The 16,885-nt window shown below is 58.3% G+C and carries 12 protein-coding genes; all 12 read right to left on the bottom strand.

Annotation, left to right across the window (positions count from 1 at the left end; all coding sequences use genetic code 11):
* Positions 1 to 32 precede the first annotated feature (32 nt).
* On the bottom strand, positions 33 to 1,190 hold the full coding sequence (pseC, locus tag RHM68_RS07630) for a UDP-4-amino-4,6-dideoxy-N-acetyl-beta-L-altrosamine transaminase (protein ID WP_322221515.1): 1,158 nt from the start codon (positions 1,188 to 1,190) through the stop codon (positions 33 to 35).
* Positions 1,187 to 2,188 (bottom strand): UDP-N-acetylglucosamine 4,6-dehydratase (inverting), encoded by a 1,002-nt coding sequence (pseB, locus tag RHM68_RS07625; RefSeq protein ID WP_322221512.1) that lies wholly within the window; start codon positions 2,186 to 2,188, stop codon positions 1,187 to 1,189. The genes pseC and pseB overlap by 4 nt, the downstream gene beginning before the upstream one ends.
* A gap of 30 nt (positions 2,189 to 2,218) precedes the next feature.
* On the bottom strand, positions 2,219 to 5,143 hold the full coding sequence (locus RHM68_RS07620) for a TIGR00180 family glycosyltransferase (RefSeq protein ID WP_322221510.1): 2,925 nt from the start codon (positions 5,141 to 5,143) through the stop codon (positions 2,219 to 2,221).
* Between the two features lie 51 nt (positions 5,144 to 5,194).
* Complete coding sequence (locus RHM68_RS07615) at positions 5,195 to 5,923, bottom strand: cephalosporin hydroxylase family protein (protein ID WP_322221508.1); 729 nt, start codon at positions 5,921 to 5,923, stop codon at positions 5,195 to 5,197.
* A 30-nt stretch (positions 5,924 to 5,953) separates the two neighbouring features.
* The gene (locus tag RHM68_RS07610) at positions 5,954 to 6,619 is read right to left on the bottom strand and encodes a NeuD/PglB/VioB family sugar acetyltransferase (protein ID WP_322221506.1); all 666 of its coding nucleotides are present in this window, start codon (positions 6,617 to 6,619) and stop codon (positions 5,954 to 5,956) included.
* Complete coding sequence (locus tag RHM68_RS07605) at positions 6,616 to 7,737, bottom strand: DegT/DnrJ/EryC1/StrS family aminotransferase (protein WP_322221504.1); 1,122 nt, start codon at positions 7,735 to 7,737, stop codon at positions 6,616 to 6,618. The genes RHM68_RS07610 and RHM68_RS07605 overlap by 4 nt, the downstream gene beginning before the upstream one ends.
* Complete coding sequence (locus RHM68_RS07600; protein WP_322221502.1) at positions 7,734 to 8,960, bottom strand: class I SAM-dependent methyltransferase; 1,227 nt, start codon at positions 8,958 to 8,960, stop codon at positions 7,734 to 7,736. The genes RHM68_RS07605 and RHM68_RS07600 overlap by 4 nt, the downstream gene beginning before the upstream one ends.
* Positions 8,957 to 9,517, bottom strand: a complete 561-nt coding sequence (locus RHM68_RS07595) for a dTDP-4-dehydrorhamnose 3,5-epimerase (protein ID WP_322221500.1) — start codon at positions 9,515 to 9,517, stop codon at positions 8,957 to 8,959. Before RHM68_RS07595 ends, RHM68_RS07600 begins: the two co-directional genes overlap by 4 nt.
* Positions 9,514 to 10,596 carry a CDP-glucose 4,6-dehydratase gene (gene rfbG, locus RHM68_RS07590; protein WP_322221498.1) on the bottom strand — a complete coding sequence of 361 codons (1,083 nt, stop codon included), beginning with the start codon at positions 10,594 to 10,596 and terminating at the stop codon, positions 9,514 to 9,516. Before rfbG ends, RHM68_RS07595 begins: the two co-directional genes overlap by 4 nt.
* Entirely contained in the window at positions 10,578 to 11,351 is a 774-nt protein-coding gene (rfbF, locus tag RHM68_RS07585; RefSeq protein ID WP_322221496.1) for a glucose-1-phosphate cytidylyltransferase, read from the bottom strand. Before rfbF ends, rfbG begins: the two co-directional genes overlap by 19 nt.
* A gap of 243 nt (positions 11,352 to 11,594) precedes the next feature.
* Positions 11,595 to 15,191, bottom strand: coding sequence for a glycosyltransferase (locus RHM68_RS07580; RefSeq protein ID WP_322221494.1), 3,597 nt, complete (start codon positions 15,189 to 15,191; stop codon positions 11,595 to 11,597).
* A gap of 116 nt (positions 15,192 to 15,307) precedes the next feature.
* Positions 15,308 to 16,876, bottom strand: coding sequence for a flagellar hook-associated protein 3 (locus RHM68_RS07575; protein WP_322221492.1), 1,569 nt, complete (start codon positions 16,874 to 16,876; stop codon positions 15,308 to 15,310).
* Between the last annotated feature and the right edge of the window lie 9 nt (positions 16,877 to 16,885).

Genomic DNA, 16,885 nt, shown 5'->3' with positions numbered 1-16,885 from the left:
TGCTCATTCCCATCTGCCGCCTGTAGCAGCGTTTATTCAATCAGCCGTTGCAGTTGCTCGACCACGTAATCCTGTTGTTCATTGCTGAGCAACGGAAACAGCGGCAGGCTGATGGCCTCAGCGTAGTAGCGCTCGGCCTGGGCAAAGTCGCCCTCGGCGAAGCCCAAGTCTCGGTAGTAAGGCTGCAAATGCAGTGGAATATAGTGCAGATTCACCCCGACCCCGGCGGACCGCAACCCTTCGAACACCTGTCGATGACTGCGATTGATCCGGTCGAGCTGCAAGCGCACCACGTACAGGTGCCACGCCGATTCAGCTTCAGGCTGTGCGCTGGGCAGCGTCAGCGGCAAATACGCCAGCAATCGGTCATAACGCGCAGCCAGCTCACGCCGACGCGCAACAAACTCATCCAGTTTGTTCAGTTGCGACAAACCGAGGGCCGCTTGCAGATCGGTGATGCGGTAATTGAAGCCCAGCTCAACCTGTTGGTAGTACCAGGGCCCATGACTGGACTCGGTCATCTGCTCCGGGTCGCGGGTCATGCCATGGCTGCGCAGGCGTTGCAGGCGCTCGGCCAGGTCACGGCGATTGGTCAGGACCATGCCGCCCTCAGCACTGGTAATGATTTTCACCGGGTGAAAGCTGAACACCGTCATCGCCGCAAAATCACCACAGCCCACCGCACGCCCGGCATAGCTCGCGCCGACCGCATGGGAGGCATCCTCGATGACCGTGAAACCATAGCGTTCGGCCAACTCGGCGATCATCCGCATATCGCAACTCTGTCCGGCAAACGCCACCGCCACCAGCACTTTGGGTAGCGTGCCGTTGTCCTCGGCAACTTCCAGCTTGGCCTTCAGGGCATAGGCATCGAGGTTCCAGGTCAGCGGATCGATGTCGACAAAATCGACGTCGGCGCCACAGTAGCGACCGCAGTTGGCCGAGGCCAGAAAGGTATTTGGCGTGGTCCACAGGCGATCGCCCGGCCCGAGTCCGGCTGCCAGGCAGGCAATGTGCAATGCCGCCGTGGCGTTACACACCGCGACCGCGAAATCGGCCTGACAACGTTCAGCCATGGCCTGCTCGAAACGCTCGATGGTCGGCCCCTGGGTCAGCCAGTCGGACTGCAACACGGCGACCACGGCGTCAATGTCCGCCTGATCGAGACTCTGCCGACCGTAGGGAATCATGCCGACAGTTCCGCGTGCAGGTCGGTGATCTGGCCGACCGAAAGGAACTGCGGGTTGGTGTCGGAACGGTACTCAAAGTCTTCGCTGACGGGCTTGCCCTGCTCGCCCAGTTTGTCCACGGCGAAATCCACATCGACGCTGGTGAAGCGGATCGACGGCTGGATGGTGTAGTGGTCGGTAAATTCCAGGGTCATGCGTGCATCGTCCAGCGGCACCATCAACTCATGGAGTTTTTCCCCCGGACGAATACCGACGTTTTTGTGTGGCAGATGCGCGGCCATGCCACGCGCAAGATCGACAATGCGGATCGACGGAATCTTCGGCACAAACACTTCACCACCGTGCATCCGGGCAAAGCTGTCCAGCACAAATTGCACGCCATGATCGAGGGTGATCCAGAAACGGGTCATGCGCTCGTCAGTGATCGGCAGCTCCGTGGCGCCCTCGGCAATCAGCTTGCTGAAAAAGGGCACAACCGATCCTCGCGAACCGGCGACGTTACCGTATCGAACCACGGCAAAACGGGTCTGCTGTTCGCCAGCAATGTTGTTGGCAGCCACAAACAGTTTGTCCGACAGCAGCTTGGTGGCGCCGTACAGATTGATCGGGCTGGCCGCCTTGTCGGTGGACAGCGCGACCACTTGTTTGACGCCGTTGTCGATAGCGGCAGCGATGATGTTTTCCGCGCCGTTGACGTTGGTACGAATGCATTCGGTGGGGTTGTATTCCGCCGCCGGCACTTGCTTCAGGGCGGCAGCATGCACCACGTAATCGATGCCACGCATGGCTTGACGCAAACGCTCAGCATCGCGCACATCACCCAGGAAGTAGCGCATGCACGGCGCGTTGAACGTTTGCTGCATTTCGTATTGCTTGAGTTCATCGCGCGAGAACACCACGACACGCTTGGGCTGGTATTGCTCCAGCAAGCGGCGGATGAAGTTGCGCCCGAACGAACCGGTGCCACCGGAGATAAAAATCGATTTGCCGTTGAACATACCGTGAGTCCTTTTACCTGTCAGCCAGGCTTATGCGAGCAACTGCGCCCAGTTCACCGGGGCGCTTTCACCCAGGGTAAAACCCTTGCCATTCAACGCCAGGTTGGCGTTGTAGGACGGATCCTGAGCAAACGCAGCAGCCCATTTTTCACGCAAGGCATCGAGCGCCTGTGGCACTGGCGGCAACTCACCCGAATGAATGACCTGAACCAGCGGCGTCCATACGGTGAGGTAACCGGCCTGACTGGCCTTCAGGCACAGATCAACATCACTCAAGCCTTCGGCAAACACGACGTCATCCAGACCACCGATGTCATCGAACAGCGCTTTACGCACCATCAGGCAGGCCTTCGACACCGCAGAGTAATTCTGCTCCAGGCTCAGGCGATGCAGCGGCACGCTGGCATCATGCCGCTCGCCCACAAAGGCCGAGCCGACACCGCCATTCATCCCCAGGATCAAGCCGGCATGCGTGATGTTGCCGTCACGATCGACCAACTTGGCCCCCACGACGCCGACTTCAGGACGCTGAGCGTGATTGAGCAGCGATTCGATCCAGTTCGGATTGACCACTTCACTGTCGGCAGCCAGCAGCACCAGGTACTCGCCCTGAGCCTCCTGGCTGACGGCGTTGCACAAGGCCACGTCGCTCAGCGGTTGCTCGGCATACAACACACGCACCCTGGCGTTCTGCAACGTGCCAAGCCAATCGTTAACAGCGGCAGACTGATTCGGGTTGGCAGCGATCAGCACTTCATAGCGGGTGTAGCGGGTTCTGAGCAGCATCCCGTCCAAACAACGTTGCAGCACGGGTAGATCGTCTCCGGCCGGCACGATGATTGAGACCAGCGGACGCTCGACGTGACGGTAATCGACCTGGTAGGTGCCAGGCACCGTCGAGGTGATTTGAGCCTTGTAACCACGGTTACCCAAGTGACGCAACAACGCCTGGCGCTCATGGGCGTTTTCCTCCAGCCGCGGCGCCGGGGTGATCAGCAACGGTTCGTCCAGGTGCGCCAGCCCATTAAGGCCGCCCTGCTCGATGATGCGGAGCAGCAAATCGAATTCCAGGGCCTTGCTGAAGTCGGCCTGATAACCGCCCACCTCGAGCATGACCTCGCGACGGATCAGCCAGTGCCGCGCCATCATTGCTGGCAGGCTTTGCAGCAGGTCAAGGTTGAGGCCCGGACGAAACATATTCACCAGTGCGCCTTCAGCCGTGCGCTGAATTTCGTCGGTGGCTACCGCGCGGCAATCAGGCGCCGACATCAACTCCAGGCTCGCACGTAACAGGCCGGCGGCAGTGAATTCATCACCCGCTTCAGCCAGTAGCAGCCAATCGCAAGGCGATTGACGCGCGCTCAGGTTCAGCTTGTCGACAACGTTGCTTGGCGTGACACGAACAAAGTGCAGGGTGTTTTGCGCCGTGGTGGCCGCGGGTGCTTCGCCAGTGGTAAAGACTACGATTTTGAACGCCTTGCTGTGACCTTCGAGCAGACTGTCGAGGGTGACTTGCAACTTGTCGATGTTGTTGTCGAGGTCGAGTAAGAAGATACCGAACTGCGGACCACCGCCATTGGCCGCCAGATACTGGGTAATCGACTCGGCCTCCTGGGGAGTGGGTTCGCGCGACGCCAACCAATTGAGCAGACGGCCACTGAGCATTTTGTCGAACGTTGGGTGATGGTCCAGGAGCGACACCGCCTCAAGACGAGCGATCCAGTCATGCATCGCCTGCGCCTCTTCGTCTTGGCCAAGCAGCGCCAGTTGCGCCGCCAGACGCTTGACCACCGTGCGGTTGAACGCATTGCGCTCGTGAGCCAGCCACAAACGGTCGACGATGCTTTCAGGCGTGTCGTTATTGTGCGGCCGCATCAAGTCCTGTTGACGCGTCCAGATACCTTCCAGCCCTTGCAACTGAACACGTCCGGCCGGCATGGCATGCAGCAGAAACTCGAATTGGGTCAACTGATCAAAAAATGCCTGGTTATAAAAAGGCATTTCGACGTATTGCTTGGGACCGAACCGGCGCTGCGGCCCCCCTTGAGCATTCGTCCAGGACGATTCAAAAATCAGCTCGGCGCACAGCGCCCGGCCCGTGCGCAAGCTATCGGCCAGTGCCTCAAAGCTTTGGAGCACGAACTGTTTGCCCTGCTCCGCATCGAGGTCACGAATTTGAGTCGGCAGCCCGGCCAGAAAACCGGCAAAGGCTTCGCGTTCGGCGACTGATTTGGCATCGGTAAAAGCAAGGGAGTGATAAATCTCGGTCTTGTGATCGGATTCCACGTAGTTGATTTCACGCACCACATAAGCGATCGGCAGAATCCGTACTTTGCCCCGAGCCAGCATGTAATACGTGTGACCGACTTCCTGCCATTGAAAGATCGTGTCGTGAGGCATGACGTGATACCAGTCACGCAAAAGTGCAGTGCGTTGTACGGCATAAAACGGCGGGATGTACTGCTGCATATAGTCCTGCACGCGGTCCTGGACGTGCTCTGACGAATAGTCTTCACAGACTTTCTTATCGCGTCGGTAGTAACTCACGCTGTTGACCAATGCCAGATACATCATGCTGTAGCCATGACACATGCTGTAATCGGGGTTGGCACCCATGAACGCCACGGCTTCGTGCAAAGCGTCATGTACAAGGAAGTCATCGTCAGCAGCGAACACCATGAAAGGTGTCGTGACTTGCTCAATGCCATGGGCCAACTTGGCACGGATTCCCCAGTAACCGAACTGCGGCAGGTGCTGATAATCCACGTTAGGGAACTGACCACTCATACCCGGCTGAGGATCAACCGATGAGTCCAGCACTAAAATTTTGCACGGCAAGCTGCTGTAAAAACGTACCGCCCGTCGCAGAAACGCTGGCCGCTCGTGAGAAATCAGCACCACGGTCAACTGTTCGTTGAGTGCCGACCCGTGTTCAGAACTGGACTTGCCTTGCATATATTTCCCCACAACCGGCCCGTAGCCGAATGAACTCAACAATGTTGTTGCTTAACGCACACGACGCAGATAACCGTCCGGCGCGACGGTGATGAGTAGTTTGCTGTGAATGGCCTGGTCGATTTCGAAATCACTATTTTCTTTCAGATAGGCCCATACCGCAGTTTTTGGGTTATCACCCTTGCCCCAGGGACGATCCGGAAACGCATCTTCGGGCATGTCTTCAACCACCGTGTCCATGACCACGCAGTAACTACCCACCGAGACCATTGGCGCATACGCCCGGAGCTCTTCGAGTACATGCTCATGCGTGTGGTTGGAGTCCAGGACGACCAGCACTTTCTTGCCCGCAATGCGCTGGCGAACCTGATCGACGATTGCCGGATCAATACTCGACCCTTGAATCATTTCAATCCGCTTGCTCATAGGGTGTGCTTCGATCGCCTCACGGTTGTGCTGACGAATATCGATATCGATGCCCAACACCTCACCATGGCCGGCCAACTCCAGCATCGACGCGTAGAACACCAGGGAGCCGCCGTGGGCGATACCGGTTTCAACGATGATGTCCGGACGCAGTGACCAAATGATCTCCTGCATGGCAACCATGTCCTGGGGGAACTGAATAATCGGGCGCCCCATCCAGCTGAAGTTATAGGTGTATTTGTGCCGGGCGGTTGTGCCAACCCAGTCCAGCGACGTGGCTTGCAGGGCTTTGTCCTGTTGCAAGCCTTCGATATTTTCTTTTACTTCTTCACGAAACTGCTCATGAGGATTCATCACACACTCTCCAGAAAATAGCCGCGGTGGTTACTTGAAAACCCGACCGTCTTGAAAGGAAACAGGGTTGGTCTTGATGGTCCTGGCGGGACTGCCCACCACGACCGCGTAGTCAGGAATATCGTTGATCACCACGGCACCTGCGCCGATGGTGACCCAGCGACCGATGCGTAAACGCGGCAGGATCGTGGCGTTGGTGCCGATGAAGGTGCCGTCGCCGATCTCGACACAACCAGCGATGCAGACCCCAGGAGCCATGAACACCGAGTGACCGATCTGCCCCTCATGGCCGACCACGCTACCGGCGCTGATACTGGTGTTATCACCCAGGCTAACTTGCGCCTGCATGATCACGCCCTCTTGCAAATAGGTGCCGACGCCCATGCTGATCATCGTCAGGTCGACCCCAGGATGGATAAAGTTGCCCAGGGTGCCACCGGCCTCGACGATCTCGCAGGTGGTCTGATACCGCAGCGCCGTGCTGCCGGTGATCAGGTTGACGAACCGCGTATCGGGGCCTTTCAGCTCGGCCACTTTGTCGGTGCCGCCCACCACCGGCACGCCATGAAACAGCGTGCCTTGTTTCGCCGGATCGTTATCAAGGAACGCGAACTGCACATCCGGCTGGCGGCGTTGCAGGGTCAGGATCATCCGTACCGCTTCAGGATTGGCCGCGCCCAGCAAGTACACCTTCATAGCTGCGTCCTTTTGTGCAACAGGGCACTCAGCACTTCGATGACACGTTGCTGATCGTCATCAGTCATGTCGTGGTAACTCGGCAGATTGATCGCCCGCTCGGGCAGCGCATACGCCACTGGCGAGTCGGCCTTGACGTCACTGAACATCGGCAAGGAAGACAGCGGCCAAAAGAACACCCGCGCATCGATGTCGGCGGCCTGGAACGCGGCCATCAAGATCTCCCGCGTGATCCCCAGTTCGCGGTCAAACACTACGGTCGGCATCCAATAGCCGTTACGCCCGTGCTCGGGCTCAGGGTTCATCGACACACCCGGCAAGCCTGCCAACGCTTGGGCGTAGTAGGCGAAGATCGCTCGCTTACGCTCGATCAGTGTCTCTATCCGCTCAACCTGGGCACAGCCGACGGCCGCTTGCAGGTTGCTCATCTTGTATTTGAAGCCAATGAAATCCGGCCAGAACTGCTTGCTGCTGCCGGCCACCCGACCATGGTTGGACAGGGTCAATACCCGCTCATACAACGCTTTGTCCGAGGTGACGAAAATACCGCCCTCACCCGTAGTCATCGTCTTGGTGCCGTGGAAGGAAAATGCCCCGAACGTGCCCAGCGATCCAGCGGCATGGCCCCGCCACTGCGAGCCAATCGCTTCGGCCGCATCTTCGATGACCGGTAAACCAAACTCGCGGCCGATGGCCAACAACTCGTCCATGTCACAGAGGTTGCCGTAAATGTGTACCGCGAGAATGGCTTTGGTCCGCGACGTGATTGCTCGTCGAACCTGATGCGGGTCGAGGCACCAGCTGTCCGCCAGCACGTCAACAAACACAGGGGTCGCACCGAGATAAGTAATGGGCGCGGCGGAGGCGATCCAGTTAGTGTCGGCGAGGATCACCTCGTCGCCGGCGCCGATACCCAGCGCAGCCATCCCCATGTGCAGCGCCCCAGTGCAACTGGAGGTCGCGATCGCGTAGGACGTGCCCACGTGCTCGGCGAAAGATTTTTCGAAACGCGTGAGGTATTCGTAGCAGCGTTCACCCCAGCCGTTCTGTACAGCATCGAGGGCGTAACGCGCTTCCAGTTCACCGACACTGGGTTTGGTGTAATGAATTCTGCTCATCGAATAATCAACTCAGGAATGGCGATCACAAAACGACCGTCCCATGCACGAATACCGGTGAAGGCCTGGGTGATCTCATCCAGCAGGTTCCACGGCAACACCAGCACGTAGTCAGGTTTCTCTATCGCAATGCGTTCGGGCGACACAATTGGAATGCGGCTGCCCGGCAGGTACTTGCCCTGTTTGTGTGGGTTGGCATCGGCGACCCAAGCCAGCAGGTCCGGTTTGACGCCAGCATAGTTGAGCAAAGTGTTGCCCTTGGCCGCCGCGCCATACCCCACGACACGCTTGCCATCAGCCTTGGCCTGCAACAGGAAGCGCAACAAGTCGTGCTTGATGCGTTCAGCCGCCGGGGCCAGGGTCGCGTAGTACTCAGGGGTTTTCACACCCGCAGCGAGTTCTGCGTGCAACTGCTGCATGACCGCGGGCTGTACGTCGCGGCGAACGCCGTCAGTGCGCTGAACGAAGACGCGCAGCGAGCCGCCGTGGGTCGGCAAATGAGTGACGTCGAACACTTCCAGACCATTGCGCTCGCACAAGGTTTGCACGGCGGTCAGGGACAGGTAGGAGTAGTGCTCGTGATACAGCGTGTCGAACTGCTGACCAGCCATCAACGTCAGCAGTTGCGGAAACTCGAAGGTCGCCGCGCCCGTTGGTTTGAGCAGGGTTGCAAAACCACCGAGGAAATCATTGATGTCCGGCACGTGGGCCAGCACGTTGTTGGCGGCCATCAGGTCGGCAGACCAGCCTTCAGCCACCAACTGCGATGCCGTTTCTCGACCAAAGAACAGTTCACGAATCTCCAGGCCTTTTTCCCGCGCCGCCTGGGCAGTGCTGCGGGTCGGTTCGACGCCCAGGCAAGGAATGCTGCGCGCGGCCACGTACTGCAACAAGTAACCGTCATTGGCAGCAATTTCCACCACGCGGCTTTCGGACGTCAGGCCGAAGCGCTCGACCATCTCGGCCACATAACGCTCGGCATGCGCCAGCCAGGTGCTCGAGAAGGAGCTGAAATAGGCGTACTCGGCGTCGAACAGACTCTCGGCGCTGCTGTAGTCCTCGGTCTGCACCAGCCAGCATTGCTGACATACCGCCACCTTCAATGGCACCCATTGCTCGGCCTGTTCCAATTGATCGACGCGGACATAGGCGTTGGACGGCGGCGAAGTACCGAGGTCGATCAGTGGCAAGGCCAGCGGCGCAGCGCAACCACGACAGTTCATAGACGCACTCCGGCGAAGTGTTCATCGAGCAAGGGATGACTGGCGTCCCGGGCCGACAGATTATTGACAGGCAACGGCCAGGCAATGGCCAGCCGTGGCTCGTTCACCGACAAACCGCCCTCATGCGCCGGGGTGTAATCGGTGCTGTGCAGGTAGAGCAACTCGGCATCGTCGGTCAGGGTCTGGAAACCATGGGCGAACCCGGCCGGGATCAACAGACTGCGCCCGTCGCCGGCCCGCAGGTGTTCGGCGTGCCAGTGCAGGAAAGTTTCGGACTCGGGGCGCAAGTCTACTGCCACGTCCCAGACTTCACCGCGCAGGCAGGTAATCAATTTGGCTTCCGGGGCGCTGGCATTCTGGTAATGCAAGCCACGGACCGTCCCGCGTTCGCGGGTGCAAGAGTGATTGATCTGACGAATATGAAATGGCTGGTCGAAAGCACTCAGGCTGCCTTCGCAGAACAGCCGCGCGAAATGCCCACGATCGTCTTCGGCGCGTTTGTGCTGCACGCTGAACAGGCCATTGAGCGGCAACGCTTTCAGCAAAAATTCGCTCACAGCGCGCCTCGGTACAGGTTCAACTGCCCAAGGGTGACGGCACGCATGTCATCGCCGTTTTGCCACGCCAGGTGCCAGTCGAGGGTCTGAGCCAGGCACTGTTGCAACGACCAGCGTGGCTGCCAGGCCAACAGTTGACGTGCGCGACTGCTGTCCAGGCGTAACAGGCCGGCCTCATGCAGTTCACTCGGTTCGATGAGCAATCCCGGCGCTTGCGGCCAGCGGCTAGCCAGCAGCGCGACCACTTCGCCGACGCTGCACATGTCGGCCTCGCTCGGCCCGAAATTCCACGCACCGGCGTATTCCGGGCCTTGCTCGTAAAGGCCGGCAGCCAGTTGCAGATAACCGGCCAGCGGCTCCAACGCATGCTGCCAGGGGCGCACGGCCTGTGGACAGCGCAAGGTCACTGGCGCATCAGCCGACCACGCCTTGAGCACGTCCGGGATCAACCGTTCCGGGGCAAAGTCTCCGCCGCCCAGCACGTTACCGGCACGCGCAGTCGCCAGGGCCAGCCCATGTTCGTCGTAGCGTTCGGCCGAGAAGAATGAAGCCGCATAGGATTGCGCAAGCAACTCGCAGCAGGCCTTACTGCTGCTGTAAGGATCGTGCCCGCCAAGGGCTTCGTTCTCGCGGTACGGCCACAGCCATTCCTTGTTGGCGTAGACCTTGTCGGTGGTCACCAGCACGCAGGCGCGCACGCAACCGACCTGACGGATGGCCTCCAACACGTTGAGGGTGCCCATGACGTTGCTGGAGTAGGTGCCTAGCGGGTCGCGATAACCTTCACGCACCAGCGGTTGCGCCGCCAGGTGCAAAACGATCTCCGGCTCGGTGTCGGCGATGACCTCCAGCAAGGCGCCCAAGTCACGCAAGTCACCGCGCTGATCGTTGATGCCTTCATGCACACGCGCCAGCTCGAACAAGCTCGGATCAGTGGACGGGTCAAGGGAAAACCCGCTGACTTCAGCGCCGAGGCTTTGCAACCACAACGTCAGCCAACTGCCTTTGAAACCGGTATGGCCGGTGACCAGAACCCGTTTGCCGCGCCAGAACGCGGTGCTCAGTCCCATTGTTTCCATGGGGCCTCCCCGCTCTGCCAAAGGGCTTCGAGGTGATTCTTATCGCGCAGGGTGTCCATCGGCTGCCAGAAGCCATCGTGCTGGAAGGCCATAAGTTCACCGCGTTCGGCAAGCCCATCAAGCGGTCCGGACTCCCAGGAGGTGCTGTCACCCTCGATCAAGGACAACACTTTGGGTGACAAGACAAAGAACCCTCCGTTGATCCATCCACCATCGCCACGAGGCTTTTCGGTGAAACCCAGGACCTGATCGCCATCGCGATTCAACGCACCGTATCGACCGGGCGGCTGAACGGCAGTCACCGTCGCCAACTTGCCGTGTTCCAGATGAAAATCCACCAATGCGCCGATGTTCAAGTCCGACACGCCGTCACCGTAGGTAAAACAGAAGGCTTCTTCGTCTTCAACGTAACGGCTGGCGCGCCGCAAACGCCCACCGGTCATGGTCTCTTCACCGGTATCAATAAGCGTGACACGCCAGGGTTCGCTGTAGTTCTGATGCACGTCCATGCGGTTGTTACACATGTCAAAGGTGACATCAGAGGTGTGCAGAAAGTAGTTGGCGAAAAAATCCTTGATCGCATAACCCTTATAGCCAAGACAAATCACGAAATCGTGGATTCCGTGGGCGGAGTACTGCTTCATGATGTGCCAGAGAATTGGCTTGCCGCCAATTTCAATCATGGGCTTTGGCTTGAGGTGCGACTCTTCGCTGATTCGCGTGCCCAGACCACCCGCCAAAATAACTGCCTTCATCCTCTTCCCCTCTTGTTCTTCACAGGGCTCAGCCAAGCTGTACAAAGCTTTACGGGCCATCTGGATAAAACGCGACGCGGTTCATGACACGCCTGACGACACCAGTGCTCGTTTTATGGCGATATAAAGGAGGACTTGCAGGAAACGCGCCAGCTATTTAAGTCCGCCAAGCTGCCACGTGCGTGCGAAAAAAAGGCGACTCAAGGTCGCCTGTTCAGGGAGGGGGGGGGAAGCGTGAAACGATCAATCCGCCAACCAACCGTTCTCCCAATAACGCAGGTTATCGCCGCGCAACATGTAATCGCGCAGAACGATCTCACGTAGCTCGTCACCCATTCGATAGCTGGCATCGGCGTCAGCCAAATGCATACGAATAGCTTGCAACCATTCATCAGTGGAGTTGGTCTTGACTCGGGTGCATGGCAAGTACCCGCGATACGCCTCGGTATCAGTGCAAATCACCGGATAACCACAAGCACCGTACTCCAGCAGCCGCAGGTTGCTCTTGCAGTCGTTGAAGATGTGGAACTCCAGTGGGGCAAGGGCCAGGTCCAGATTCAGGCTGGCCAGCTTCGCCGGGTAGATGTCCAGGTCGATGACGCCATGAAACTCATGCATATACGGACGTAAATCATCCGGGCACATGCCGAAGAACACCCAGTCGACTTCATTGGCCAGCTCGCGGACCACGTCGGCAATGACCGCCAGATCGCCGTGGTGACTGGTACCGCCACCCCAGCCGACCCGAGGCTTTTTAGAGGTTCGGCGCTGGCTGCGCAAATCGCTCCAGAGGTGCTTGGCCAGCATGTTCGGTACGACGCGGATGTCGTGATGCATGTCAGACAAGGCGTTACCCAGGGGCTCAGTAGACACCACTACCCGGTCACACATGCCAATCGCACGCCGAACCAGTTTTTCCATCTCGTCCTTGCCCGGCATGTTGCGGATATGCGCATTACGATGGGGAACGTTGATCACAAAATCATCCAGTTCATAGATTCGACGGGCACTGGAATACTTTTGCAGACCTGGAATTTCATTGATCGGACCTTCGGAATAACGCCCCTGCAAAATGATCACGTCAGGCGACTGACGCTCGACTTCAATCATGGTCGGCAGGTTGTAGTGAATGCGCCCTTGCGCCCTGCCGGCAGCCTCCAGCTCAATCAGCGGCTGAGTCACCCGGTAATGTCCAATAGCGGAAGCGTTGACAGGCAATGCGAGAATTGTCGGCAACTGCGGCTTGGAAAAAGGACTCCAACCGGCGCGTAAGCCCGGCTCCAGATTGAAACTCGAACCACTGAGCGCCTGCAACGCCAGGTTGGTGTTGTAGGCCGGATCACGCGCCACGATCGGCAACCACCGCGTGTAGAACACCTCTTGTTCTTTGCCCTGCAAAGCCTGCGTATCGGCGTGATCACTGACATCCGGTTGCGCGCCGAGCGCCAGCTGTGCATAAGGAGTCCAAACCACCAGATAGCCGTTTTGACCGATCTTAAGGCACAGATCGACCTCATGCAGGGTGCTGGCAAGATCTTGTTCATCCAGACCACCAACACTGTCAAAAACCGCTTTTCGAACCATCAGGCAATCGGCGCCGACGGCACTTAAATCCTGAACCACCTGCAACCGGAACATATAGCCGGCGCAATGCAGGGGCTCGCCGTAAAACGGCAACCCGGCAGGGCCGCGCAAGCCAAGAATCAGACCGGCGTGCAATACACGACCGTCAGGATTGAACAGTTTGGCACCCACCACACCGACTTCAGGCCGCTGACCATGATTGAGCATCTCGTGCAGCCAGTCTCCCTGCGTAATCACCGCGTAAGGGTTGAGCATCAACACATACTCGCCACGGGCCTGTCCGATGGCGAAGTTGCGCACCGCCGCTGCATTGCCTTGCTGCGCATATTCCAGCACGCGTACCCGGTCACTGCCCAGTTGCGCCATACCGGCCAGCCAGGTACGGGCCTCGACACTCTCACTGCCATGATCGACTAGCAGCAGCTCATATTCGCTGTAGGCGGTTTTCTCCAGCAGGCTCTCGACACAACGTTGCAAAGCAACTGTTTGGTCCTTGCTGACGATGATGATCGAGACCAGCGGACGACGATCATGCCGGTAGTCGATACGATTGAGCAGCGGCGCACTGCCCGCCTGAATCTCATGGGCAATCCCCATGCGCAGAAGATGCCCTTGCACTAACGGCGCGTTGCCTTCCACCACCTCCGGCGATGCGAGCCATTTCGACAGGCTCTGCGCCGACTCCAGCAAGATTTCCGCAATGTGCCCCACAACATTGGCGCCCTCCTCCTCGACCATGCGCCAGAGCACATCGTGAGGCGCGAGTTCGCCGTAAAGCGAATCCAGACCGCCCAGTGCCAGGAAACGTTTACGCTCGAATGCCAGCGCTCGGCCGACATAGGGATAACTGCGCAAGAGGTCCAGGTTAAAGTCGGGCTTGAAGGCCGGCTCCGTCGATTCGCCCTGAAACAAACCACCTTCATCGCTATAAAGACAGGACACGCTTGCCGAGACGGCTATGCGCTCCGCCATGACCAGTAAAGCCGGCTCCACCAGACGATCACCGGCCCGCAGCAAGTAGAACCAGTCAGCCCCGTCCAGTTGTGGCAACAGTTCATTGATCTGCTGCTGCCAATCGCCCTGCAACGGTAGACGAAAAACCCGTCCATCCAGCTCAGCCTCTTCACAAGCGCTGGATAACACCAAGATCAACTCAGGCGCATAGAGCTGCCCGGCGAGACTTTCCAGGGTCAGGTCCAGCGTAGAACGGCTGCCTTGCTCATCGATGATGATCGGCACGATCTTCGGCTGCCAGGACCACCTCGCCAATGTATCCGGCAACAGCAATCGCTGCGGCTGAGTCAGCGTGCGACACGCAAGCCACTGCGCGTACAACTCGCAAAAGCTGACGCTATTGATACCTACGTGCCATTCCTGGGTGCTTTGCTTGGTCCCCAGCGTTCGAATGAGCGGCAGCTCTTCCCAGACCCTGGGTGACTCGTCGAGCCGCGTCACCGGTAGGTAGCGAACCCAGCCGGACGCCGGCGCCGATTCTCCACTGCGCGCCTTGAGCATCTGCAACAACCACTCGCGCTCGGCCTCTACAGCGTCTTTCATCGCCTGCTGACCGCTCAGACGCTCCGGATACAGCCGCTCGACGCTCAGCACATGATTGAGAACGACCGTATTGCCACGGCGCATCAAGCATACGAACAATGCAAAATCGAGGGTCGCCACAAAACAATGGCCCACCTGAGTCAGAGCCGGAAGCAAGGCCTGTACGTCCGCACGACGGAACAGAGCGTTGCTGAAACCACCGAGAATATTGGCCGGAAAACGCTCAAAAATCGCCAGCAGGTCATCACCTTTGAACAGCCCGCACAACGGTGACAGCGGTGTATTCTCGAGTCTCGAAGGCAGCTGCATATCATCGGCATCCCAGAACAAACGCTGGGCCAGCACCAAATTGACTTCGGCGCGCTCACTCAATATGTAAGCCTGGCGCTCGATACACGAAGCAAACAGTTGATCATCGTCGCAAAGGAATTTGATGAATTCGCCTTGGGCCTGCTCAAGACAGGCATGCAGGTTACCCACCAGACCGAGTGTTTTCGAATTACGCACATAGCGGACGGCGACACCGCCCTGTTCAACCACCTGATCAACAAGGATCTTGATCTCGTCACCGCGACTGTCATCGCAGACAATGATTTCAAGATTGCCATAACCCTGCCCGACCGCAGAAAGCAATGCGCGACTGAAAAAGCGCGGATTGAAGGCGGGAATGACAAGGCTGACAAGGGGCAATGAGTTCAAGACGGGCTCGCAAGCGGCGGGAGCCCGCCCAGGACAGCGAGCGCTCTGAAACCGCAAAAAAAGACAATAAATATTGAAAGGTCAGGGCAATCGGGCGCCAAGACGCCCGGACACCGTCAAATCTTGTTGAACAGGCCCAGCGACGTGATCTTGCTGAACGCCAGTTGCGCGGCTTGCAACATGGTTTGCTGCAAGGTCAGACGGGTCATGACTTCAGCCGGATCGGAGTCGCGAATCGACGATTGAGTCGTCGTGTTCGCCAAGGTCAAGCTCTGGTTAGTCGCGGACTGATCATCGAGCGAGTTGCCCCGCGCACCGATAGACGTAATGGCGGTGCCCAATTGGTCGGTGGCACTGCCCAGGTTGTTGATACCCGAATCAATCGCGGCCTGAAACTTCTGTTTGGCCACCGCATTATTATCGATCGGCACGTTCATGGCGTTGACCATCTGGCCCAGTGTGTCGAGGACGTTCTGGGTCTGATGATTGTTGGACTGAACAGTGAACTGATCGCCCGCTGCCGGTGCGCCGCCCAGGGTAAACGTGACGCCAGCGGCAGTCGCATTACTGCCGACCATGGTCCCCGAAGATACCGGCTTGCTGTCAGTGGTGACCGGGGCAGCGTACAGATCATAGTTGGTGGCGCTGGTGAACTTGAGAATCGCCCCGCCCGCCGGAAATGCATTGTTATAGGCCGTCGAATTAGTAACGCTCGTTGCGGTGACGACCGCTGTCGAACCGTTGCCAGGACTGCGCGAGGTGTTGAAGCTGTCAGGTTTGGCCGACAACTGAAAACTGTGCCCGGCAATCACCGCATCCGGATTGGTATCGCTGGCGCCGAGGTTGATGTTCAGATTCATGTTGATACCGCGGAAGCTAACCGCCTGGTTCGAACCATTGGCGTTGCTGACCACGCCGCCCTGGCTCGCCTCGGCTGTCACGTCATTGCCCAAGCCATCAGTGATTTTCAACTGAGTGCTGCTGACGAAACTCACGGTATACGGCTGTCCTGAGGCAAATTTGGCGTTAAAGGTCGTACTGCTGTTGACTTCGCCGTTGGACAACGTCACCCGACCATCATCCGTTGCCGGTGCCGTCATGCTGACTTGGGTACGACTGGTATTGATGGACTGCTGAAAAGCATCCCAGCCGGTGGTGTTGGTTGCCACCGACAGTCCATCGCCGATGCCCAGGTTGATGCTGGTCTGGTCACCGCTATAAGTGTAGGTGCCGTCGGAATTTTGCGAGTACGGTGGGGTGTCGGTTTTCGAACCGGAGAACAGATAGCTACCGGCTGAATCCTTGGAGTTCATTAAGCCCAGGACTTGCTGTTGAATCTGACCCAATTCCGACGCATAGGCTTTGCGGTCAGCGTCGGTAGCATTGCCGCTGCTAGCGCTCAGGGCGACTTCCTTGGCCCGCTGCAAAGCGGTGCCAATCGACGTCAGGGTGGTTTCCTGCAAACTCAACCCACTCTTGATCGAACTGATGTTGCCGTTGTACTGATCAAGCAGCGCACTTTGCTGACCCAGTTGCAGCAAACGCCCGGCACCGATCGGATCATCGGAGGCGGTGTTGATGCGCGTCAGGCTGCTGGCTTCGGCACTGGTGGCGACAGCCTTGTTGAAGTTGCGCTGATAGTTGGCAGCGGTTGTTTCGTAATACTGAGCGGTGGATATGCGCATGAATTACGA

The organism is Pseudomonas sp. DC1.2 (assembly GCF_034351645.1).
Taxonomy (GTDB): domain Bacteria; phylum Pseudomonadota; class Gammaproteobacteria; order Pseudomonadales; family Pseudomonadaceae; genus Aquipseudomonas.
The sequence above is the reverse complement of the archived record's forward strand: the minus strand, read 5'-3'. Positions and strand labels throughout refer to the sequence as shown.